Below are 21,067 nucleotides of genomic sequence, written 5' to 3' on the forward strand. Positions count from 1 at the left end.
AACCCCCGAGGAGAACCATGTCCACCAGCCGCTACCACTGGGACCGCACCCACCCCGGCCTGACCGGCCTCCAGAAGGCGATCGACCCGCTGCGCCGCGAGGTCGTCGGCCACTCCGTCTACCACGGGCTGAACAGCATCGGCCGCGTCCGCACCTTCCTGGACAGCCACGTCTTCGCGGTCTGGGACTTCATGTCCCTGCTGAAGAGCCTCCAGCGCGACCTCACCTGCGTCGAGGTCCCCTGGGTGCCGAACGGCCCGACCGCCAGCCGCCGGCTGATCAACGACATCGTGCTGGTCGAGGAGAGCGACGAGCTCGGCGAGGGCTACACCAGCCACTTCGAGCTGTACGTCGAGGGCATGCGCCAGGCCGGCGCCGACACGGCCCCGATGGCGGAGTTCCTCGCCCTGCTGGGCTCCGGCAGCACCGTCCCGCAGGCCCTCAAGGAAGCCGAAGTGCCGCAGGCGGCCGTGGACTTCACGACCACCACCTGGTCGATCGTGGAGGACGCGCCGGTGCACTGCCGGGCCGCCGCCTTCGCCTTCGGCCGCGAGGACCTGATCCCCGAGATGTTCACCCAGGTCGTCGGGATCGCGGACCCGGACGGCGTGCTCACCGTCTTCAAGGACTACCTGGCCCGCCACATCGAGGTCGACGGCGAGCAGCACACCCCGATGGCCATGCAGATGCTGATCGACCTGAACGGTGACGACCAGGACAAGTGGGACTCCTGCGCCGAGACCGTCCAGCTCGCGCTGGAGGCCCGGCTGAAGCTCTGGACGGCCATCGAGCAGTCGTTCTGACGCTCCATCGGATCGTCTGTCAGATGATCTTCGGGACGAGGGAGGCCGCCACGGGCAGCACGTCCTCCTCGGCCCGGTAGCGGTGCATCGCCGCCCGGCCCTGCGCTCCGCGCACCCGGGCGGCGAGCCTGGCCGGCAGCACCACGCTGCACAGGAAACCGCGCCCGTCGAAGCCCTCCACCGTCCAGCACACCCACGGGACGGGGAAGTTCGCCGCCGGGCTGAACAGCACCGGCCGCCGCCCCTGGAAGGCGATCCCGTACGCGCCGAAGCGGCTCCAGTTGGAGAAGCTGAAGCGGCGGGCCGCCGGGTCGAAGCCCAGCGGCACGCAGTCGCCCAGCCGGCCGCGGCCGAGGGCGGCCAGGAAGGACAGGTTGGCCCGCAGGTTGAGGTGCGCGGCCGGGAACTCCTCCACCGCCGTGCGCAGCGTGGCCGCCAGCGCCGCGGGGCCCTCCCCGGGCCGGTGCGGCACGTGCACCTCGCTCAGCAGGTTGCCGACCAGGGCGGGCGAAAGGCCCAGCCAGCGCCGGGCGTTGACGGGGACGGTGACCATCCGCTCGGCCTCGTCCTCGTCCAACTCCCGCAGGGTGCTGATCAGATGGGCGCAGACCGCGTCCCCCGAGGACAGGCGCCTTCCGGCCTTGGCGGTGAACTCCTCCAGCATCCGCCGTACTTCGTCCTCGGCGAAGTGGATCTGGACGATCCTGTTGGCGCGCGGCGCGACCGCCACCTCGACGGCCAGCGCCCGGGCCTCGGCGGGCGTGGGCAGCCGGAAGCCGGGGCGGCCGCAGTCCCGCTCGGGGAGGACCTCGTGCAACAGCGCGTCCTGGTCCTCGACGAGTTCGGCCTCCGGCATGGCCTCGCCCTCGACGGCTGCCGACCAGGCGCGCATCAGCAGCATGAAGCTCTGGAGGTCGCCGATCGCGTGGTGCCAGGAGCAGCCGAGGACCGTCCCGCCGTCCGAGGTGCGGGTGACGCGCACGGTGAGCAGCGGGACGCCGCCGAGGCGGGCGGCGGGGGCGTCCACCGGGTCGACGAGCTCGGAGCCGGCGGCGGTGGCGCGACCCATGGCCTCGGCGAGGGTGCCCTCGACGGTGTAGACGTCCAGGGGCACGCCGGTGTCGTCGCAGACGGCCGTCAGGCGGTCCCCGTCCGTGCGCAGGCGGCCGGCGAAGACCGGCACCCGCTCCAGGGCGAGGGCCAGGCCGGCGGCGAGGCGGTCCTCGTCCAGGGGGCGCTCGAAGTAGAGGACGACGGAGACGGAGAGGTCCGCCAGCATCGTGTCCATCAGGCCGCAGCGCAGCTCACGGCCGGTGGCGTGGCCCACCCTGACGACCCGGCGGCTCCTCAACTGCGGCCAGATGCTCATGAGTTCCGTCCCCAAGTGGTCGTACGCCGGCGGCGGGCACGCCGAACGATAGTGCCGCGCCGAGGCAGTGGTCCAGTCCAATCGACGATCGAATCCAGGGATCCGGAGGAATCCCGTCCGAGGCGCGGGCCGTGCGGGGCGGAACTAGAATCTTCGGCATGGGAGAGCGCCCGGGCGCACCCACCGCGCCGCCCCTCGTCCTGGTCACCGACACCGGGTCGCGGCTGATCGACCCGAGCCGGGCCTACCACCTCGGCCGCGACCCGACCGGCGAGATCGTCCTGCCCGACCCCCGGGTCTCCTGGCACCACGCGGTGCTGCGCGCCGTCGGGGACCACTGGCTGCTGGAGGACGTCGGCAGCACCAACGGCACGTACGACCACGGCCACCGCGTCGCCAGCGAGGACGTCGGCCCCGGCACCAGCCTGCGCTTCGGGGACCCGTCCACCGGCCCGTCCGCGACCTTCGCCGGCGTGCCCCCGCACGACCCCGGCGCGCGGACCTCCCTGCTCGCCCCGCGCTCCTCCGGCACCTTCCGCCGCCCCAGCTCCGTCCTGCAGCTGCCCGCACGGGCCGTGCGCATCGGCCGCGCGAGCGACAACGACCTCGTCCTGGACGACCTGGTCGTCTCCCGCCACCACGCCGAACTGCGCGAACTGCCCGGCGGCGGCCACGAGATCGTCGACCTGGGCAGCCACAACGGCACCTACCTCAACGGCGCCCCTGTCCAACGCGCCCCCGTCGGCCCGGCCGACATCGTCGGCATCGGCCACTCCGCGCTCTGCCTCTCCGACGGCCGCCTCGTCGAGTACACCGACACCGGCGAGGTCTCCCTCGACGTGCAGCACCTCGTGGTGCGCGTCGGCCCCGACCACCGGGTGCTGCTGGACGACGTCGGCTTCCCGCTCGCCGAGAAGGCGCTGCTCGCCGTGGCCGGCCCCAGCGGCGCCGGGAAGTCCACCCTGCTCAACGCCCTCACCGGCCTGCGCCCCGCCGACGAGGGCACCGTGCTCTACGACGGGCGCGACCTCTACCGCGACTACGCCGAACTGCGCCGCCGCATCGGCCTCGTCCCGCAGGACGACATCCTGCACACCCAGCTCACCGTGCGCCGCGCCCTCTCCTACGCCGCCGAGCTGCGCTTCCCCGGCGACACCGCCCGGCACGAGCGGGAGGCCCGGGTCGACGAGGTGATCGGCGAACTGGGCCTGCGGGAACGGGCCGACCAGGTCATCTCCAGCCTCTCCGGCGGCCAGCGCAAACGCGTCAGCGTCGCCCTGGAGCTGCTCACCAAGCCCTCGCTGCTGTTCCTGGACGAGCCGACCTCCGGCCTGGACCCGGGCATGGAACGCTCCGTGATGCACATGCTGCGCGGCCTCGCCGACGACGGCCGCACCGTCGTCGTGGTGACGCACAGCGTGCTGAGCCTGGACGTCTGCGACCGGCTGCTGGTGCTCGCCCCCGGCGGGCGCACCGCCTACTACGGGCCGCCGGGCGAGGCGCTGGCGTACTTCGGGTTCACGCAGTGGCCGGAGGCCTTCGAGGCCTTCGAGAACGAGACGCACACCGCCTGGCAGGAGCGCTTCCGCGCCTCCCCGCAGTACGGGCGGTACGTGGCGGCCGAGGCCACCCACTCCGTGGCGCCCTCTTCTGGCCCGTCACGGCCGGTCATCGGGCGCGAGAAGCCGCAGGGCTGGTTCTCCCAACTGGGCACCCTCGTACGCCGCTACACCGCCGTGCTGGCCGCCGACCGGCTCTTCCTCACCATCATGGTGGTGCTGCCCTTCGTCATCGGCCTGATGTGCCGCGCGATGGCCGGCACCCGCCTGACCCCCGACAACGCCGTCAACTGCCTGCTCACCCTCTGCATCGGCGGTCTGCTGACCGGCTCCGCCAACTCGGTGCGCGAGCTGGTCAAGGAGCGCGCCGTCTACCGGCGGGAGCGGGTGGTCGGGCTCTCCAGATCGGCCTACCTGGTCTCCAAGGTGGTGGTGCTCGGCACCGTCACCGTCGCCCAGGCGGCGGTGCTCACCGTGGTCGGCCTCGCCGGGGTGGACCTCTCCTTCGCGGTGCCGACCGGCGTGGTGATGCCCCAACTGCCCGAGCTGATCATCGCGGTGGCGCTGCTGGCCTTCTCCGCGATGATGCTCGGCCTGGTCGTCTCCGCCCTGGTCGGCAAGGAGGAGGCGACGATGCCGCTGCTGGTGCTGCTCTCCGTGGTGCAGATCGTCTTCAGCGGCCTGATGCTCAAACTCCACGGCGTGCCCGGCCTGGAGCAGTTCGCCTGGCTGATCCCCTCCCGCTGGGGCCTGTCCGCGATGGCCCGCACCGTCGAACTGCACGCGATCTTCCCGACCGCGATCACCGCCGACCCGATGTTCCGCCACGAGCGCAACGGCTGGCTGCTGAGCATGGCCGTGCTGCCCGCGCTCTCGGCGGCGTACGGGCTGGTGGTGCTGGCCCTGCTGCGGCGGCACGAGCCCGCGATCATGCGCCGGTAGACGGCTAGAGTGGAGAGAGCGAGCGAGGAAGTGCAGCCGGTGATGGACGAGTTCGCGTTCCGCCCCAGCCATGTCGCCCCTCCGGGCGGGATGGCCGGCTGGGCGGCCCCGGACCCGGCCCGGCTCTCCGCCCGGCTGGACGAGCTGCTGCCCGTCCGGGTGCTCGCCCGGCAGGGCGACTGGGCGCAGGTGCTGTGCTCCAACGGCTGGACGACCTGGGTGGACGGCCGCCTGCTGGTCGTCCTTCCCCAGCCCCCGCCCGAGGCCGGCGGCGACCCCGCCCCCGGGACCGACCCCCGCGCGGCGCTCGCCGAGGCCGAAGCGGCCGTCGCCCGCTACCGGGCGCTGCTGGACGCCCTCGCCTCCGGCGGCCTGGACGAGGCCGCCTTCCGGGAGCAGACGCGCGGGCTGCGGGTCGGCCTGGTGCTGGACGGGCCCCGGCTGTGGGTCTTCGACCCGGTGCGGGACGGCTGGTCCTACGGCGAGGGGCTCCAGTCCCAGCCGTACGCGGCCGCCCCCGCCCCGGCCGACCCGTCCGCCCCGTCTGCTCCGTCCGCTGCGGCGCCCACCCGGGCCGGCGGGCCGTGACCGCCCCCGAGGGCCCGGCCACCGCCCTGCCCTCGGGCCTGGACGGGCGCCGGGTCGCGGGCTACCGGCTGGAGGAGGAGATCGGGCGCGGCGGCATGGCCGTGGTCTACCGGGCCAAGGACCTCCACCTCGGCCGTACCGTCGCCGTCAAGCTCCTCGCCCCCGAGCTGGCCCGCAACGAGGTGTTCCGCCGACGGTTCATGCACGAGTCGGAGGCCGCCGCCGCGATCGACCACCCCCACATCGTCCCGGTCTTCGACGCCGGGGAGCAGGACGGCATCCTGTACCTCGCGATGCGCTACGTCGAGGGCGGGGACCTGCGCTCCCTGATCACCCGCACCGGCCCCCTCCCGCTCCCCCGCGCCGCCGGCCTCGCCCTGCAGATCGCCTCCGCGCTCGACGCCGCCCACGAGCACGGCCTGGTGCACCGGGACGTCAAACCGGGCAACGTCCTCGTCGCCGCCGGAACGGACGGCGAGCACCCCGAGCACCTGTACCTGGCGGACTTCGGGCTCACCAAGAAGTCGCTGTCGCTCAGCGGGCTGACCAGCGTCGGCCAGATCGTCGGCACCCTCGACTACGCGGCGCCCGAGCAGATCTCCGGCAAGCCGCTGGACGGGCGGTGCGACCAGTACGCCCTGGCCTGCGTGGTCTTCGAGCTGCTGGCCGGCGCCCCGCCGTTCCGCCGCGAGAGCGACCTCGCCCTGCTCTGGGCCCACCTCAACGACCCGCCGCCCACCCTGCGCGAGCACCGGCCGGACCTGCCGGAGGCCGTCGGGACGGTGCTCGCGCGGGCGCTGGCGAAGGCGCCCCAGGAGCGCTACGACAGCTGCCTGCACTTCGTCGCCGCCCTGCGCGCGGCCGCCGCCACCCCCGGGCCGCCCACCCAGGTGGTACCCGCCGTACCCGAGCCCCCCGCCTGGGCCCAGCCCGTCCTCCGGAGGAGCCGCCCGCGATGAACGCCGTCAGCCAGGCCTTCGCCGTCCTCGCCGCCGCGATCCACCTCGTGGTGTGGCCGCTGGAGAGCTTCCTGTACGGGCACCCCCGGGTCCGCCGCCTGCTGACCGGCAGCACGGCGGACGCCCCCGAGGTCCGGCTGTGGCGCGTCAACGTCGGCTTCTACAACCTGTTCCTGGCCCTCGGCCTGATCACGGGCCTGACCCTCCTCCACACCGGCCACCCGAACGCGGGCCGCCCGATGATCCTCTACGTCGCCGCCTTCATGCTCGCGGGCGGCCTCACCCTCGCCGCCTCCGCACCCAAACTCTGGCGCGGCGCCCTCGGCCAGGCCGTCCCGGCGGCCGTCATCCTGCTCGCCGGGGCCCGATAGCATCGCGCCGGTGACTTTCGAACACCTGACGAACCGGGCACGGTCCTTCATCGGCGCCCACGGCGTCAGGGCCGACGCCGGGCCCGTCGTCGAGGAACTCCGGCAACCGTGGCTCGACCACGGCGTCCCGGCAGCGGTCGTCGACCGGATGGCCGCCTACCAGCGGCGCTGGGGCGGCCTCGTCCTGCCGCCCTCCCCGGTGTACGACGGCGGGCCCAAGCAGCTGTGCGCGGACCTGCCCGACAACTCGCACGCGGAAGGCTGGTCCTTCGAGGCCGGGCCGCAGCGCACGGCCCTCCCGTACGGGTTCTGGATCGGCCCGTCCGGCGAGTTCGCCATCGACGGGGACCACTGGGCGCCCCTGCACGCGAGCATCGAGGGCTGGGTGGAGGCGCTCGCGCTGGCCCACCACGCGGCGTCCTGGGCGAGGCAGATCACCAAGGTCACGGGCGAGGACGTCGACGCCATCGACCTGACCGGCTTCGAACCGGTGCCGGAGGTACGCGGCCTCGCCGACACCTGGTGGCGCGGCCCCGACTCCCTCATCGCCGTCCACACGGGCGAGGCCGTCGCCCTCTCCTGGCCGCGCGGACGCACCGCGTGGATCTACTCCGGCCTCGACAACTGGGGCCTGCACGGCGGGGTGCCCGACGACGACTGACCTCAAGATCGGAACGACGTCCATCCCGCCGGACGGCCTCAACCTGCCGTACAACCGCTTCACATGGGCCGAGGACCACGACTCGGGCGCCGGGTACCATCGAGCGGAGCAAGGCCGCAAAGCGGCTCGGGCAGGACGGCGGCGCGACCCGGTTCACGACCGAGAAGACCGTGAGCGAACCCGGCGCGGCGGGGTATCTCGTCAACGGGGACGGAACGACGTGCACATGAATCGCCACCAGCTCCTGACGGCCCTACGGGAAGCCGGAGTCCCGGATGACTGGTACGGCATCAACACCCGGGATCTGAGATCCTTCGTGTTCAAGCTGGAGTCGGTGCCAGTGCTGGTCCAAGCGCTCGACGACCGCTGGTACATCGAAGTATTCGAGCGCGGTGAGCAGAGGTACCCCGCGGTCTTCGACGCCGAGGAGGAGGCCTGCGCCTACCTGCACGACAGCGTCATGAACCAATGGAACCACCACCGGTCCCAGTGACCGAACCGGCCTGGCAGACGAATCCGCCTGCCAGGCCGTCGTTCGTCGGACCGTCGCGAGGATCCTGACCGGAGGAGCTGTGCACCGACGGTCCGGTGAAGACCCAGACGGGCCCGGCGCCCGCCCCGGAGCACCGTCGCGGGCCGGACCTCGTGGGTCGCGCCGCTGGACGAGGTGCGGCTACGCCCGGGCGACACGGCCGCTGGCGCCCAGGTCCGCCGGGGGTTGGCGCCCGTGAGGGACCGCGAGCCGACTCAGTCGTCCGTCGACGCGCCGCGGTGGCGGAGGTGGGAGGCGTCTCTTCGACCGATGCCGGGCTCGCTCCAGTCTTCCGCGATGAACGAGTTGCGGATCGACCTGCGCGGCCACGCGATGGAGACACTGAACGACTTCTGGGATGCCGTCGCCGGTCCTTGCGGCCTGCCGGAATGGTTCGGCCGGAATCTGGACGCCTGGTCGGACACCATCGAGACCCGAGGCATCTCCGAGGTCATCGACAGCCACGACACCCTGGTCATTCACGTCGACCGACAAGGGCTGTTCGACGGGAGCCGCCGGGAGGCCCAGGTCCTGGCAGACACCTTCGACGGACAGACCAACCAGCTCTGCATCCATCCCGGTGCCTGATCTCGTCGGATCGTGGCTCGGCACCACACCGCGTGGTGCCGAGCACCTGCCTCCCAACGACCCCGTCACAGCCGGGTTCAGCCCCCTGACGCCTCGCCGCGGTGGCGGAGGTGGGAGGCGAGGAGGGCGCCGAGGGTGCCGGTGAGGAGGCCCCAGGCGGCGGCGAGGGGGAGGGCGGGCCACAGGGCGGGGCGGAGGGTGAGGGTGCCGGTGCCGAGGGTGGTGAGGGGGCTGGTGTCGCCGAGGACGGTGCCGAGGAGGTCGCCGAGGCCGCCCTGGCCCAGGCCGACGCCGAGGACGGAGAGGCCGTACTGGGCGTCCATCCGGGTCCAGAGGCCGATGAGCAGGACGGCGACGGTCGTGGCGAGGGCGAAGCGGACGGCGTGCTGCCAGAGGCGGACGGTGCGCGGGGAGCGGTGGGCGGCGAGGAAGGCGGCGGCGAGGAGGAGGACGGCGGCCAGCGGGAGCAGCCACCAGGCGCGGGCGTCCTGGTCGGCGAGGGTGCCGAGGTCGACGGTGGCCTGCTGCCCCTCCGGGGCGCGCAGGGCGTCGGAGAGGGGCTTGGGGACGGGCAGGCCGAGGCCACCGGAGAGCCGTCCGTGCCAGGAGGCGCCGAGGCCGAGGCCGAAGGCGAGCCAGACGAGGTCGGGCAGGGCGAGCAGCACCACGGCGAGGGTCTGACGGGCGTTGCCGTGGACGATCGCGGTGACGACGCCCGTCGCCGCGCCGACGGCCAGGTAGGCGAGCATCACCAGCCAGATCGCGAACGCGGCGGGCCGGACGGCGAGTTGGTGGCGCAGCAGGGCGGGCGGGAGCGGGGCGCGGCGGGAGACGGCGAAGGTGGCGGCCAGGACGAGCAGCAGCCAGGCGAGGCCGATGCCGATGGTGCTGGGCGCGTCGGCGTGGAAGCCGACGTCGGGGGTGAGGCCGAGGGCGCCGCCGATGGACTGTACGAGGTCGGGGCCGAGTTGGACGGTGAAACTGTGCTTCGCGCCGAGGGTGAGCAGGACCAGGGCGAGGAGCCAGAGCACGGCGGTGCGGGCGATCCGCCCGAGCAGTTCGCCTCCGCCCGCCACGGCGCGGTGGCGCAGTGGGCGCAGGAACACCTCCGCCGTCACGACGGCGCCGACCACGGACACGGACAGCGGCATCGCGCTGATCCCTGCGCCGAGGGAGGCGAAGTCGCCTGCGCCGCCGTCGAGTTGGACGGAGCCGCCGACGGCGAGGGCGAGCAGGGCGGCCAGGACGGCGGGGAAGCCGCCGCCGGGGAGGTCGTCGGCGCCGGCCAGCCAGAGGCCGAGGGCGCCGACGGCCGCCATCGCGGCGAAGCCGGCGAGCACCACGGCGAGGGCGTCGAGCCACCCGCGCACCGCGCCGGGCGGGCCGGTCTGCCGCTCGGGTACGGGCTGCCGCATGCCGTCTCCTCGGTCCGGGGTCTCCAGACTGGCCGAGAGTGGCCGCGCACGCTCGGCGACCGCGCGCCGACCTGCTGTTGCGGCGGGCGGGGCAGCGGGGGCCAATGGGGGGCAGTGGCACGAGCCTCCCGTGCCGCCGGCCGCGACGGTCGGCGGCCTGCGAAACGGAGCCCCCGATGAGTTCCCAACCCCCTCCGGCCGGCCCGCCCTCCGGGCCACCTTCCGGTCCGCTGGCCGGTCCGCCGTCCGTCCCCCCGCCGCCCCCGGGCCCACCGGGCCCGCCCTCGGGCGGTACAGGAGGCGGCGGTACAGGAGGCGGCGGTACGGGAGGCGGCGCAGGTGGCAGCGGCGGAGCCGGGGGTGCGGGCGGGCCGCACACCCCGTGGTGGCGCTCCGGCCGGGGGCTGGCGGTGGCGGCGGGGACGGTCGCCGCGGCCGTGGTGGCGACGGTGCTGATCGTCAACAACCAGAACGGCGGCCACCACGACACCGTGCCGACCGCCAACGAGGTCGCCCTCCAGGCCCCGCAGGACTCCGGGCCGGACCCGTTCACCCCATCGGTGGAATCCCAGCCGGTGACCGCCCCCGCCCCGCCCCGGCCGACCGCGCAGGGCGGGGCCACCTCCTCGGCGGTGCTGCACAGCGTGCAGGGCGGCTCGGCCGGGCTGTACGCCGGCACGATGGCCAGGCCCAGCTGCGACACCGAGCGGCTGATCGCGATGGTCTCCGCAGGGGACGCCGGCCGCGCCTGGGCCTCGGCCGCCGGCATCGCCCAGGCCGACATCCCTGGCTACCTGCGGTCGCTGACCTCGGCGTACCTGCGGGTGGACACCCGGGTGACCAACCACAACTACAAGAGCGGCGCCGTCGTCGAGTACCAGTCCGTGCTGCAGGCGGGCACCGCCGTGCTGGTGGACGCCCAGGGCGTGCCCCGGGTGCGCTGCGCCTGCGGCAACCCGCTGAAGCAGCCGGTGCTGGTGAGCGACGCCAGGTACACGGGCAGGGCGTGGGCGGGCTTCCAGCCCACGACGCTGATCGTGGTCGTCCCGGCGCCGCAGCCGGTGACGGAGATCATCCTGGTGAACGTCGAGACGGGCGGCTGGTTCTCCCGGCTGACGGGGCGGACCGAGATCGTCGACCGGCACGTGGACGCACCGAGGGGCCCTCTGACGCCGGGCGTGCCGCCGCCGGCGCCGTGGAAGCCGGGCACCCCGACGGCCTCCGGCCCCACCTCGGCCTCGGGCGGCACCTCCTCCGGTTCTACGACCTCGGGCGCGACCAGCTCCGGGGCGACCAGTTCCGGCGCGACGACCTCCGGTTCCACGACCTCGGGCGCGACCACCTCCGGTTCCACCAGCTCCGGCGCGACGAGCTCGGGCGCGACCACCTCCGGGGCGACGAGCTCCTCCGGCGGCCCCTCGTCCACCACCGCGAGCCCGACGACCCGTTCCGCGACCCCGGCCGAGACGACGGCGGCCAGCGCCACAGCGAGCACTTCCTCCGCCACGGTGACCACCCGCGCGGCGACGACCGGCACGACCACGTCCCAGGGCGGCACCACGACGGCCGCAGGCACCACCACGGCGCACACCCCGGCCGCGACCTGCGCGACGACCGCCCCGTCCTCCCTGCCGCCGTGTGTCAGCGCATCCGCCGCGACGCCCTGACCGCCGCCCGACCGTCAGCCCCTGTGCCTCACAGCTCGACCAGCGGCTCCTCCGCACGGGGCGGCGTCGGCGCGAGCACCTCGCGCAGCTCGCGTATCCCCCGGCGCCACTCCGCGCCGGACTCCGACTCGTCCCACAGCTCGGCCAGCTCCGACTCCTCCCCGACCACCCGGTCCAGCGCCGCCACCGCCAGCTCCCGCAGCTCGACGGGCAGCGCCGGCACGGGCTCGTCCGGCCCGTACGCCGTCGTCACCGGCACCCCGCCCGGGCACTGCGCCGCGACCAGCGCCGCCGCCGCGACGGCGTGCACGCCCTCGTAGTCGTCGAGGTACGCGACCGCCTCGGCCGCCCTCTCCAGCGCCGCCCGGATCAGCCCGGCGCGCTCGGCGAGCGCGGCGTCGTCCAGGGCGCCGGAGAAGTCCGCCGCCGTGTCGTTGTCGAAGTGCCCGATGTCCCAAGTCCCCATGCCGGCCTCCCTCGTGCTTTCGTGTACGACCGGGACGCTAGCGCACACCACTGACAATCGACCCCGGTCTCCCGTAAAACCGCTGGCCGGGTGCCCTGCCGGGCGGGCACAGTACCCCCATGACCGACAGAGGGCTCGACGCCGAAGGATTCATCGCCCGCGAGGGCTCGCTCTCCCGCGTGCCCGCGGAGTTCGGGCCCGTGGTCGAGGCCGCCCGGGAGCGGATCGCGGCGTCCTTCGACGGCGCCCGGCTGCACAGCGCCTACCTCTACGGCAGCATCCCGCGCGGCACCGCGACGCCCGGCGTCTCCGACCTCGACCTGCTGCTCGCCCTGCACCACGAGCCCACCCCCGCCGACCGCGAGGCCGCCGACGCCCTGGAGGCCGCGCTGGACGCCGGGTTCGGCCAGGTGAACGGCGTCGGCGCCCTGCTGTTCGGCACGGGCACCCTGCTGAGCGAGCTGGAGCGCCACGACCTGGGCTGGTTCCTCGCCTGCCTCTGCACCCCGCTGCTCGGCCCCGACCTCGCCGCGGGCCTCCCCCGCTACCGCCCCACCTCGCTGCTGGCCCGCGAGACCAACGGCGACCTCGCCCTGGCCCTGCCCGACTGGCGAGCCCGCCTGGCGGAGCCCGGCACGGACCTCCACACCCTCAACCGCGCCGTCTCCCGCCGCCTCGTCCGCACCGCCCTCACCCTGGTGATGCCGCGATGGGGCGGCTGGACGAGCGATCTGGCGGCCTCCGCCGAGGTCTTCGCCTCGTACTATCCGGACCGCGCCGACCAGGCCCGCCTCGCCGCCGCAGCCACCCGCGCCGCCGACCCCGACCGCGCCGTCCTGACCGTCCTCGTCGAGGACTTCGGCCCCTGGCTGGCCTCCGAGTACCTCGCCGTCCACGGCGAGAAGGCGCCCCGCCCGTGACCGACCGGCACCCCCTCGTCCGCGAGGTCTTCCCCGACCTGGCCGCGGAGCTCACCGGCCTCCTCCTGGCCGAGGGCGAGCCCGCACTCGCCCTCACCGTCGCCGACTTGCGCCTGGTCGCCCGCTGCGACTGCGGCGACGACTTCTGCCAGAGCTTCAAGACCGCGCCGACGAGGGACGGCGAGCCCTACGGGCCCGGCCACCGCTGCCTGCCGCTCCTGCCCTCCAGGGGGATGCTCGTCCTGGACCTCGTCGACGGCGCGATCGTCCACGTCGAGGTCCTCGACCGCCCGCCGATGCATGACGCGCGCCTGGCCCGGCCGCCCGAGGAGGAACGGCCGGAGCGGTAACACCACCTCAGTCGACGCAGGGGATCCCGCCCGCCTTCACGGCCGGCCCCTGCATCGGCAGCCCCGCCGCGGGGTCGGCCGCCGGGTCGGCCGGGGCGCCGCTCCCCGCCGTGGCGGAGGGCGTGGCGGCGGTCGCGCCGCGCGAGGCGCCGAGGGTGAGCACGATGTGCCCGGCGGCCACGCCGGAGGACGGGACGGCGGTGACGCCGTACCGGGCGGCGAGCTGCTGGGCGTCGGCCTTGGCCCCGGTTCCGTACATGACCGAGGTGGACCGGGTCTTGGCCGGGGCGTCGCCGATCCTGCCCGCCTGGTAACCGAGTTCGACCAGCGCCTTGGACTCGGCGGAGGCCACGTCCGCGCCCTTGGCCGCGTTGACGTCGACGGCGGCCTTCGTCGGGGCGGCCGTGGTCGGCGCGGCGGCGCTCGCCGACGCGGGCGCGGGGGTCGCCTCGGCCGAGGGGTCGGCCGGCGCCGCGGGGGCGGACTCGTGGTTGAAGATCTGCCGGGTGATCTTCTTGATGAGGTCCGGGTTGACGGTGTTGACCTCCTGCCCGCCCACCGTCTTGAAGCCGGTGATCGGCAGGGTGTTGAACTCCACGTTCCCGCCGGTCAGGTTGGGCGCCTGCTGGGCGAAGTCGAGGATGTTCCACTCGTTGTCGATGACCACGTCCTTCTTGATCACCCCGAACAGCTTCTGCATCTGGCCGAAGTCGTTCAGGATGCCCTGCTGCTTGAGCTTGTACTCGACGGAGGAGATGAACGCCTGCTGCCGGTGGGTGCGGTCGAGGTCGCCGTTGGTGAGGTGGTGGCGCTGGCGGACGAAGGAGAGCGCCTGGGCGGCGTCGAGGGAGCTGATCCCGGCGGGCAGCTTGAGGCCGGTGCCGCCGCCCTCGTGGGTGGCCGTCCGGGAGACGATCGGGTCGTCCACCGGGTGGTTGAGGCAGACCTGGATCGGCTCGACGGCCTTGGCGATGTCGTAGAACCCGATCAGGTTGACCTCGGCGAAGTGGTCGATCGGGACGTTCAGGAAGCTCTGCACGGTCTGGATGGTCGCCGAGCGCCCGGCCTCGCGGCTCTGCCGCTCCAGCTCCGCCTTGGAGAGCCCCTTGCCGGCGAGCTTCGCCTCGGCGGCCTCCTTGGCGATGCCGTACGCCTCCTTGATCTTGTGCATCTTGCCGTCGGCGCCCACGGTCTGCACGTAGTCGTCGCGCGGGATGGACAGCGCGCTGACCTTGCCGCCGTTGGCCGGGATGTGGAGCACGATCAGGGCGTTGGTGTTGTAGCCGCCGATCTCGCTGGAGCCGGCGTGCAGCTCGTCCTCGACGAACTGCTTGGGCAGGTCGTTGCCGTCCATGTCCTTGCGGCTGTCGAGGCCGATCAGGAGCAGGTTGACGGACTTGTCCAGGTGCGCCGGGGCGTTGCGCTTCGCCTCGTCGAGCGCTTTGGACTTGATCATGCCGTCGTCGAGGCTGCGGTACTCGTACCAGGTGAAGCCGCTGGCACCGAGCACGGCGAGGGAGACGGTGCAGGCCAGGGTGCGCCCGGCGACGGTCATCGGGGTGGTGCCGCGGCGCGGGGCGCGGCCTCGGGGGCGGCGCTCAGCCACGTCGGCCCCTTCCGCCCGGGGCGGCGGCCGGGCCGGGGCGGCGCCGCTCGAGCACCGCGCGCAGGGCGATCACCAGCAGCGCGGCGACCAGGGCCGCGGCCATCACCGGGAACGCCCCGACGACCCAGCGCAGCGCGCCGGTGCCCAGGCCCTTGCCCTGGTACTTGTCCGGGTTGGCCGCGTACTCGACGGCGGAGGCGCCGACCAGCACCACGATCGGCGAGGCCGTCACCACCCACCACCGGCCGGCCCGGGTGCAGAGCCCGGCCGCGGCGGCGGTGCCCAGCACCGCGCCGACGGCGAACAGGATGCCGACGCCGGGCCCGCCGAACTCGTCGGCGATCCCGCCGAGCACGGGCAGGCCGACGGCGGTGAGGACCACCGGTACGGCGCCGATCCGGCGCTTCTGCGGCCGCCGGCGCGAGGCTCCGGCCCGCTGGCCGCGTCCCTCGGGTGCTCCCACCGGTTCACCTCCTCCCGCCCCGCCCACGCGGGAGCGCTGGGCGGGCACGGACCGGTCCTCGGTGCGCGGCCCCGCGTCCTGGTACGGCGTTCTCGCCCGCTGACCGGCCATGCGCACTTCCCTCGATCGTTTTCGGCCACGGCGACCCATTCTGCGCCACCGTGCATGCCGGGACGCCCTCCGTCCTCGTGGCGGTTCCCTCCTACTACAGACATGTAGAGGTGAACCGGAGCATACAAACCCATTTCGGCAAAGTCATCCGGGCCTCCCGGCGGCGGAACCGCCGGGGCCGGCCTCGTTAGGATGACCATGATCCCCGCCACGTCGGCACACCAACAGGAACGCGTCAGAGGAGCAGAGCGTCACCATGTTTGAGAACCTGAAGAACCTCGCGGACAAGGCCACCGACCTCGCCCGCGAGCACAGCGACGCGATCGGGACGGGCCTGGAGAAGGTCGGCGACGTCATCGACGACAAGACGGACGGCAAGTTCAGCAACCACATCGACACCGGTGTCGAGAAGGCGAAGGACTTCCTGCACAACCTCGACGGCAAGGGCGAGGCCGGCGACAAGCCGGCCGAGTAACCGGCCCCGGGGCACGACCGGACGTACGACAGCCGTACGACGGTCGCACGGACATCCGAGGATCCGGGGAGGGGTCGGCGACGGTGAGCGAGGAGCGGAAGGGCCCGCGATGGGGCCGCTGGGCGGCGATCGCGCTCCTGGGCGCGGCCGGCTGGGGCATCGTCCGCAGCGGCGGGCACCTGCCGGAGCAGCCGTCCGCCGGCGCCTCCCCCTCCTCCTCCGCGAGCGCGCCCGGGGCGCCCGCCCCCTCCCCCTCGGCGTCCAGACAGAAGGCCGCCTCCGGGCGCTACGACCCCGCCGACTACGCGGAGCCGGTGCGCCGCTTCGCCGCCGAGGCCGGGGTGAACCCGCAGCTGGTGATGGCGATCCTCTACAACGAGTCGTACAAGCCGCACGACCCGGACCTGGAGCGGGCCTGGCAGCGCGGCAAGCCGGACGCCTCCTTCGGCATCGCCAACATGCACCGCGCCGCGTTCGACGACACCAAGCCGGGCCGCCCCTTCGCCTCCCGCCGGTGGGAGGAGCTGCCGGACGACCGGGACCTGGCCGTCCAGGCCGCCGCCTGGCACCTGCACGACCTCGCGGCGCAGCTCCCGGCCCGCCCGGCCGCGCCGCTCACCAAGGACGAGCTGCTGGCCCTCGGCTACAACGCGGGGGCGGGCAACATGCTGGCCTTCGCCCGGGGCGTGAAGATCGGCCCGCAGGCCCAGTCCTACCTGGACCGGCTGCACGACAACTGGGAGAAGTCCGGCACGGCCGTGAAGTAGGCCCCGTCAGCCCCCCGCTGGCGCCCCGTCACCACGGCGGGCGCCGCCGCATCCACAGGCCGGTGGCGACGAGCAGCACGGCCGCCGCCGCGGTGCCGATGGCGGCCCAGGTGGTCGCCTCGTCGGTGGTCTCGTGCGCCGCCCCGGAGGCCACCGCCCCGAGCGGCACCGCGAGCTGCGGGGCCACCGGCCCCTCCGTGAACGCCCGCCCGTCGACGTCGAGTTCGCGCACGCCGCGCCCCCGGGCGGGCTGCGAACAGCCGACGCTGATCCGCCAGTGCCCGGACGGGAGGGCCTCGCGGGTGGTGTACGTGCCCGGCCGGTCGGGCAGGCCGACCAGCCGCCAGGGCCCGGCGCTGCGGCCGTCCGGGGCGGTGGCGGCGAGGGTGCCGTCGAGGCCGTCGACGACCGGGGCGCGGTCGCCCGCCCAGCGGGCCTCGGCGCGGACGTGGCCGCCGGGGGCCTCGCCGATGTCCAGGCGGACGGAGTCGCCGTCGGCCCCGGCCGGTGCGGCGCAGGGCAGGACGGCCGCTGCCGCGAGTGTGAGGGCGGCGAGCAGCGGGAGGGTACGCATGGCGGGCATTCCTCGTCGGACGGGGGCGGTGCGCGGGGCGCCGGCGGACGCACCCTCCGGCACCTCGGAGACCCGGCCCGGGGCCCGCGAATAACGAAAACCGGCTGCGGAATTCCGCGCGGCCGCACTTCTGACGGCCCGTCACCCGGGCCGGGACGCAAAGGTGCCGGGGAGCGCAATCGGGGGGTGTGCGCTCCCCGGCGGGGTGGCGGCGGCCACCAGGCCGGAGTCCCGGGGCCGTGACTCCGAGGGCCGTGACCGGAATGCTAGACCTCTCGACCGTGCCCTGACCAGAGCCTTGAGCTGGCGAGTTCTGATCCTGGACATGCCATTCACGTACGGAAGATGACGGTCCGTCAGCAAGGGCGCGGCAAGGGTGGGGTCAGGCGGCCACGCGGACGGTCCGTACCCGCTCGGCCGCGCCCCCGGCGCCGTGCAGCCGGGCGAGCCCGGCGGCCAGCGCGGCGCGGTCCCCGGCGAGCCAGAGCCGCAGCGCGGCGGCGAGCGCGCCGCTGGCCGGGGCGAGGCCGGGGGCGACGGCGTGCGCGAGGCGGTCGCCGAGCAGGGGCAGCAGGTCCGCGACCGGGGCGGGCAGCCACAGGGTCACGGCGCAGGGGGCGGGGCGGGCCAGGACGCGCCGCAGCGGCAGCAGCGCGGCGGTGTCGTGCAGGGCGGGGACGATCTCCAGCAGTCCGTCGACGGCGACCTCGGAGACGTCGCCGCCGTGGCCGCGCGCCAGGTCCCTCAGCAGGGAGCGCTCGGCGGCGGCGATCCGGACGGTCATCATGACGTCGTCGCAGTCCATGGTCCCGGTCCCCTGTCCTGGGTCGAGGTGGCGTGTCGAGGAGTACTGCCGGCGGTGCGGGCGGGCCTGGCGGGTCAGAGGTGTTCCGGGGTGGTTCCTGCCCCGGGAGTGCCGTCCGCTACCGCCGCTATCAGGCCGTAGTGGCCGTCGCGGCGCCGGTACGGGACCGGGGCGCGGCCGCCCTCGGGGCCGGTGCGGCCGGCGAGGACGGGCCGGGTGACGGAGCGTCCGCGCAGACGGGTCATCGGGTTCCTCCTTCTCCGGAACACCATGCTGGCCCTCGCACAGCCGCGCGACGAGGGTCCAAAGACCCTGCGGGAGGGCCCGCACCGGGCGAGGTGGGCGCCACACCGCACGCCGCCCTTCGATCGCGCGCTCCGGGGCCGCTCCCCGGCCGTGTCCGCGCAGGTCGGCCGGGGCGCGGCGGCCCGCCGGGCGAGGGGGTGGCGATCAGCCGTTGGAGTGATCCGGGCGCGCACGGCGCAACGCCCGCCGGACCGGCGCGTTTCCCATGGCGTGCGCCCTCCAGCCAGGGCGCGCGCGGGGTCCGAGCCGGTCGGCCCCCGCGCCGACCGGCCGGCCGCCCGCCGGCGAATCCCCCGGTACCGCCCGAACCGGCCCCTCTACTGAGAGGTAGTGACATGTCCCTGCTGACCGAGACGAGGCTCCACTGTCAACGGCTGGGAATCGTCCCCCCGAGACCCGCGCCGCCCGCGCCGCCCACCCGCCGCGCGGCGCTGCCCGCCCTGGCACCCGGCGCCCTCCCCGGCATCGGCCACGCCGCCGCCCTGCTGCGTGACCCGCTGGGATTCCTCGGCTCCCTCCCCCGGCACGGCGGCGTGGTGCGCATCCGGCTCGGCCCGCGCACCGTCTGCGTGGTCACCGACGCCCGGCTCGTCCACACCCTGCTCGTCGCCCTCGCCCACGACTGCCCCCGCGGCGCCGTCCAGGACACCCTGAAGACGGCTTTCGGCGACGGCCTGTTGATGTCCGAGGGCCAGGCGCACCGCGACCGCCGGCGCGTCGTCCAACCCGCCTTCGCCCAGGACCGGATGGCCGGGTACCTGGAGGTGATGCACCGGGTCACCGAGGAGCGCGCGGGGCGCTGGCGGCCCGGCCAGGTCCTGGACGTCGCCAAGGAGATGAACCACCTCGCCCTGGAGATCGTCACCCGCTCGCTGTTCGGCGCCCGGCTCAGCGAGGACGCCACCGTCGACTTCCACCGGGCCCTGCCCGACCTGGTGAAGGGCCAGATCGTCCAGTCCCTCTACCCCCACCCCTCGCTCGGCCGGCTGCCACTGCCCGTCAACCGGCGCTTCGAGGCCGCCGTCCGGGTGCTCAACCGCGTCGTCGACCAGGCCGTCAACGGGCGCGGCCCCGGCACCGAGGAGGAGCGCGGTACCCTGCCCGCGCTGCTGCGCGCCGCCGTCGACCCGGCCACCGGGAAGCCGCTCACCGAGGACGACGTGCGCTCCGAGGCGATCACCATGTTCGGCGCCGGGACCGAGACCGTCTCCACCACCCTCACCTGGCTGCTCGACGAACTCCTGCGCCACCCCGAGGTCGAGGCCCGGATGCTCGCCGAACTGGACGAGCACCTGCCCGCCGGCACCGTGCCCACCCCCGAGGCGCTCGCCCGGCTCACGTACACCCGCAGCGTCACCCAGGAGGTGGTGCGGCTGCACGCGCCCAACGCCTTCCTGATGCGCACCGCCACCGTGCCCGTCGACCTCGGCCCGTACCGGATCCCGGCCGGGACGGAGCTGCTCTACAGCCTCACGGCGCTGCACCGCGACCCCGACCGCTACCCCGACCCGCTCGCCTTCCGCCCGGAGCGCTGGCAGGAGGGCGGCGGCGGGCGGACCTCCTTCCTGCCCTTCGGCGCGGGCAAGCACAAGTGCGTCGGGGAGGCCTTCGCCTGGGCCGAGCTGACCGTCGCCGCCGCCGCGATCCTGCGGCGCTGGCGGCCGCAGGCGCTGCCGAGCTCCCGGGCCCGGGAGGTGGTGTGGACCACCGTCCAGGCCCAGGGGCTGAAGGTGCGGCTGACACCGCGCGAGGGCTCCGCCCCGCCCGCCCGGTGCCCGGCCAGCGGGGTGCCGGCCGCCCGCTCGACCCTCGACCCGCCGCTGACCGCCGCCCCCAGACCCCAACCACCGCGTGTCACCGGGGAGTTGTGTGAGGCCGCACGCCGGCACACCGACTGGGCGGTGCGCGGCGGCCTGCTCGCGCCGGACGACGTGCCCGGCTACCAGGCCTACGCCCTCCACGAGTTGATCGGCCACGCCTTCCCCCGCGCCCGGGGCGAGGACCTGAACCTGCTGATGGACGTGCTCGGCTGGTTCACCATCCTCGACGACCGCTTCGACGGCCCGCCCGGACGCCGAGCCGCCGAGGCCCGCGCCCTCGTCGAACCGCTGGTCACCGCCCTCCACGGCCCCTCGCGCGGCGCCCCGGAGGACTCCCGACTGGCCGCCGCCTGGCGGGAGTTGTGGCGGCGACAGAGCGCCACGGCCTCCCCCGCCTGGCGCGCCCGCGCCGCACGCGAGTGGCAGGCCTGCCTGGACACCTTCCCCGCCGAGGCCGAGCACCGGGCCGGGGGCACCGTGCCCTCCCTGGGTCTCGCCGAGACCATCAGGCTGCGGCGCCACGGGAGCTGCCTCTACCCGTTCATGAACATACTGGAACGGGTCCACGGCACCGACGCCCCCGCCGCCTTCCACGCGGACCCGGCGCTGCACCGGCTGCGCGCCAACACGGCCGACGCCGCCACGCTGATCAACGACCTCTACTCGCTGGAGCGCGAGGAGCGCCAGGGCGAGGCCGCCTTCAACACCGTCCACACCGTGCAGCGGGCCCTCGGCTGCACCCGCCGCCGCGCCGTACGGGCGGTGCGGGCCAGGGTCGCCCGGCTCTGCGAGGAGAGCGAGGCCCTGCGCGCGGAGCTGCTGCGGCGCCACCCCGGCGAACGCTGGTACCTGGACGGCACCCGGGAGCTCGTCGAGGGGGCCCGGATCTGGTCGAGCACGAGCAGGCGGTACCGCTAGCGGTGCCCGCTCCGCCGTCCGGCACCCGCTCC

General features: G+C 74.6%; 22 protein-coding genes. 14 read left to right on the plus strand and 8 right to left on the minus strand.

From position 1 onward, the window contains the following. Window positions 1-17 precede the first annotated feature (17 nt). Window positions 18-803 carry a DUF3050 domain-containing protein gene (locus ACIRRS_RS28100; protein ID WP_402976191.1) on the plus strand — a complete coding sequence of 262 codons (786 nt, stop codon included), beginning with the start codon at window positions 18-20 and terminating at the stop codon, window positions 801-803. A gap of 19 nt (window positions 804-822) precedes the next feature. On the opposite strand, the gene ACIRRS_RS28105 is transcribed toward ACIRRS_RS28100, so the two are convergent. Next, window positions 823-2,172, minus strand: coding sequence for an acyltransferase (locus ACIRRS_RS28105; protein ID WP_402976193.1), 1,350 nt, complete (start codon window positions 2,170-2,172; stop codon window positions 823-825). 158 nt (window positions 2,173-2,330) lie between these two features. Here ACIRRS_RS28105 and ACIRRS_RS28110 point away from each other — a divergent pair, with 158 nt between their 5' ends. The 7 genes from ACIRRS_RS28110 to ACIRRS_RS28140 all read left to right on the plus strand — a co-directional run bounded on the left by ACIRRS_RS28110 (window position 2,331) and on the right by ACIRRS_RS28140 (window position 8,372). Next, on the plus strand, window positions 2,331-4,673 hold the full coding sequence (locus tag ACIRRS_RS28110; RefSeq protein WP_402976195.1) for an ATP-binding cassette domain-containing protein: 2,343 nt from the start codon (window positions 2,331-2,333) through the stop codon (window positions 4,671-4,673). Between the two features lie 9 nt (window positions 4,674-4,682). Continuing rightward, window positions 4,683-5,261 (plus strand): hypothetical protein, encoded by a 579-nt coding sequence (locus tag ACIRRS_RS28115; RefSeq protein WP_402976197.1) that lies wholly within the window; start codon window positions 4,683-4,685, stop codon window positions 5,259-5,261. Next, window positions 5,258-6,220, plus strand: coding sequence for a serine/threonine-protein kinase (locus tag ACIRRS_RS28120; protein WP_402976199.1), 963 nt, complete (start codon window positions 5,258-5,260; stop codon window positions 6,218-6,220). Before ACIRRS_RS28115 ends, ACIRRS_RS28120 begins: the two co-directional genes overlap by 4 nt. Further along, complete coding sequence (locus ACIRRS_RS28125; RefSeq protein WP_402976201.1) at window positions 6,217-6,591, plus strand: DUF1304 domain-containing protein; 375 nt, start codon at window positions 6,217-6,219, stop codon at window positions 6,589-6,591. Before ACIRRS_RS28120 ends, ACIRRS_RS28125 begins: the two co-directional genes overlap by 4 nt. 10 nt (window positions 6,592-6,601) lie before the next feature. Then, a complete protein-coding gene (locus ACIRRS_RS28130; protein ID WP_402976203.1) occupies window positions 6,602-7,252 on the plus strand; it encodes a hypothetical protein in 651 nt (216 codons plus the stop codon). Between the two features lie 220 nt (window positions 7,253-7,472). After that, window positions 7,473-7,745 carry a hypothetical protein gene (locus ACIRRS_RS28135; protein WP_402976205.1) on the plus strand — a complete coding sequence of 91 codons (273 nt, stop codon included), beginning with the start codon at window positions 7,473-7,475 and terminating at the stop codon, window positions 7,743-7,745. 336 nt (window positions 7,746-8,081) lie between these two features. Next, the gene (locus ACIRRS_RS28140; protein WP_402976206.1) at window positions 8,082-8,372 is read left to right on the plus strand and encodes a barstar family protein; all 291 of its coding nucleotides are present in this window, start codon (window positions 8,082-8,084) and stop codon (window positions 8,370-8,372) included. Window positions 8,373-8,449: 77 nt separating this feature from the next. Here ACIRRS_RS28140 and ACIRRS_RS28145 read toward each other — a convergent pair whose 3' ends face one another. Beyond that, on the minus strand, window positions 8,450-9,787 hold the full coding sequence (locus tag ACIRRS_RS28145) for a streptophobe family protein (protein WP_402976208.1): 1,338 nt from the start codon (window positions 9,785-9,787) through the stop codon (window positions 8,450-8,452). A gap of 410 nt (window positions 9,788-10,197) precedes the next feature. Between ACIRRS_RS28145 and ACIRRS_RS28150 the strand changes: the two genes are divergently transcribed. Beyond that, complete coding sequence (locus ACIRRS_RS28150; protein ID WP_402976210.1) at window positions 10,198-11,454, plus strand: DUF6777 domain-containing protein; 1,257 nt, start codon at window positions 10,198-10,200, stop codon at window positions 11,452-11,454. A 28-nt stretch (window positions 11,455-11,482) separates the two neighbouring features. On the opposite strand, the gene ACIRRS_RS28155 is transcribed toward ACIRRS_RS28150, so the two are convergent. Beyond that, window positions 11,483-11,920, minus strand: coding sequence for a DUF4259 domain-containing protein (locus ACIRRS_RS28155; protein WP_402976212.1), 438 nt, complete (start codon window positions 11,918-11,920; stop codon window positions 11,483-11,485). A gap of 119 nt (window positions 11,921-12,039) precedes the next feature. On the opposite strand from ACIRRS_RS28155, the gene ACIRRS_RS28160 reads away from it, so the two are divergent. Continuing rightward, complete coding sequence (locus ACIRRS_RS28160) at window positions 12,040-12,840, plus strand: nucleotidyltransferase domain-containing protein (RefSeq protein WP_402976214.1); 801 nt, start codon at window positions 12,040-12,042, stop codon at window positions 12,838-12,840. Further along, on the plus strand, window positions 12,837-13,190 hold the full coding sequence (locus tag ACIRRS_RS28165) for a hypothetical protein (RefSeq protein ID WP_402976216.1): 354 nt from the start codon (window positions 12,837-12,839) through the stop codon (window positions 13,188-13,190). Before ACIRRS_RS28160 ends, ACIRRS_RS28165 begins: the two co-directional genes overlap by 4 nt. Before the next feature lie 7 nt (window positions 13,191-13,197). Here the strand turns inward: ACIRRS_RS28165 and ACIRRS_RS28170 are convergent, their stop codons facing one another. Beyond that, window positions 13,198-14,796 carry an LCP family protein gene (locus ACIRRS_RS28170; protein ID WP_402976218.1) on the minus strand — a complete coding sequence of 533 codons (1,599 nt, stop codon included), beginning with the start codon at window positions 14,794-14,796 and terminating at the stop codon, window positions 13,198-13,200. Continuing rightward, a complete protein-coding gene (locus ACIRRS_RS28175; RefSeq protein ID WP_402976220.1) occupies window positions 14,789-15,259 on the minus strand; it encodes a DUF6542 domain-containing protein in 471 nt (156 codons plus the stop codon). The genes ACIRRS_RS28170 and ACIRRS_RS28175 overlap by 8 nt, the downstream gene beginning before the upstream one ends. Before the next feature lie 367 nt (window positions 15,260-15,626). Here ACIRRS_RS28175 and ACIRRS_RS28180 point away from each other — a divergent pair, with 367 nt between their 5' ends. Then, the gene (locus ACIRRS_RS28180) at window positions 15,627-15,845 is read left to right on the plus strand and encodes an antitoxin (protein ID WP_402976222.1); all 219 of its coding nucleotides are present in this window, start codon (window positions 15,627-15,629) and stop codon (window positions 15,843-15,845) included. Window positions 15,846-15,928: 83 nt separating this feature from the next. Then, window positions 15,929-16,612 (plus strand): lytic transglycosylase domain-containing protein, encoded by a 684-nt coding sequence (locus ACIRRS_RS28185; RefSeq protein ID WP_402976224.1) that lies wholly within the window; start codon window positions 15,929-15,931, stop codon window positions 16,610-16,612. Between the two features lie 28 nt (window positions 16,613-16,640). On the opposite strand, the gene ACIRRS_RS28190 is transcribed toward ACIRRS_RS28185, so the two are convergent. From ACIRRS_RS28190 to ACIRRS_RS28200, 3 genes are all read right to left on the minus strand, one after another. Further along, complete coding sequence (locus ACIRRS_RS28190; RefSeq protein WP_402976226.1) at window positions 16,641-17,186, minus strand: hypothetical protein; 546 nt, start codon at window positions 17,184-17,186, stop codon at window positions 16,641-16,643. Window positions 17,187-17,568: 382 nt separating this feature from the next. Next, window positions 17,569-17,991 (minus strand): hypothetical protein, encoded by a 423-nt coding sequence (locus ACIRRS_RS28195; RefSeq protein WP_402976228.1) that lies wholly within the window; start codon window positions 17,989-17,991, stop codon window positions 17,569-17,571. 74 nt (window positions 17,992-18,065) lie between these two features. Beyond that, window positions 18,066-18,236, minus strand: a complete 171-nt coding sequence (locus ACIRRS_RS28200; RefSeq protein ID WP_402976230.1) for a hypothetical protein — start codon at window positions 18,234-18,236, stop codon at window positions 18,066-18,068. A 396-nt stretch (window positions 18,237-18,632) separates the two neighbouring features. Between ACIRRS_RS28200 and ACIRRS_RS28205 the strand changes: the two genes are divergently transcribed. Next, a complete protein-coding gene (locus ACIRRS_RS28205) occupies window positions 18,633-21,035 on the plus strand; it encodes a cytochrome P450 (RefSeq protein WP_402976232.1) in 2,403 nt (800 codons plus the stop codon). The last annotated feature ends 32 nt before the right edge of the window (window positions 21,036-21,067 follow it).

The sequence above is a fragment of the Kitasatospora sp. NPDC101183 genome (assembly GCF_044767945.1).
Classification (GTDB): Bacteria; Actinomycetota; Actinomycetes; order Streptomycetales; family Streptomycetaceae; genus Kitasatospora.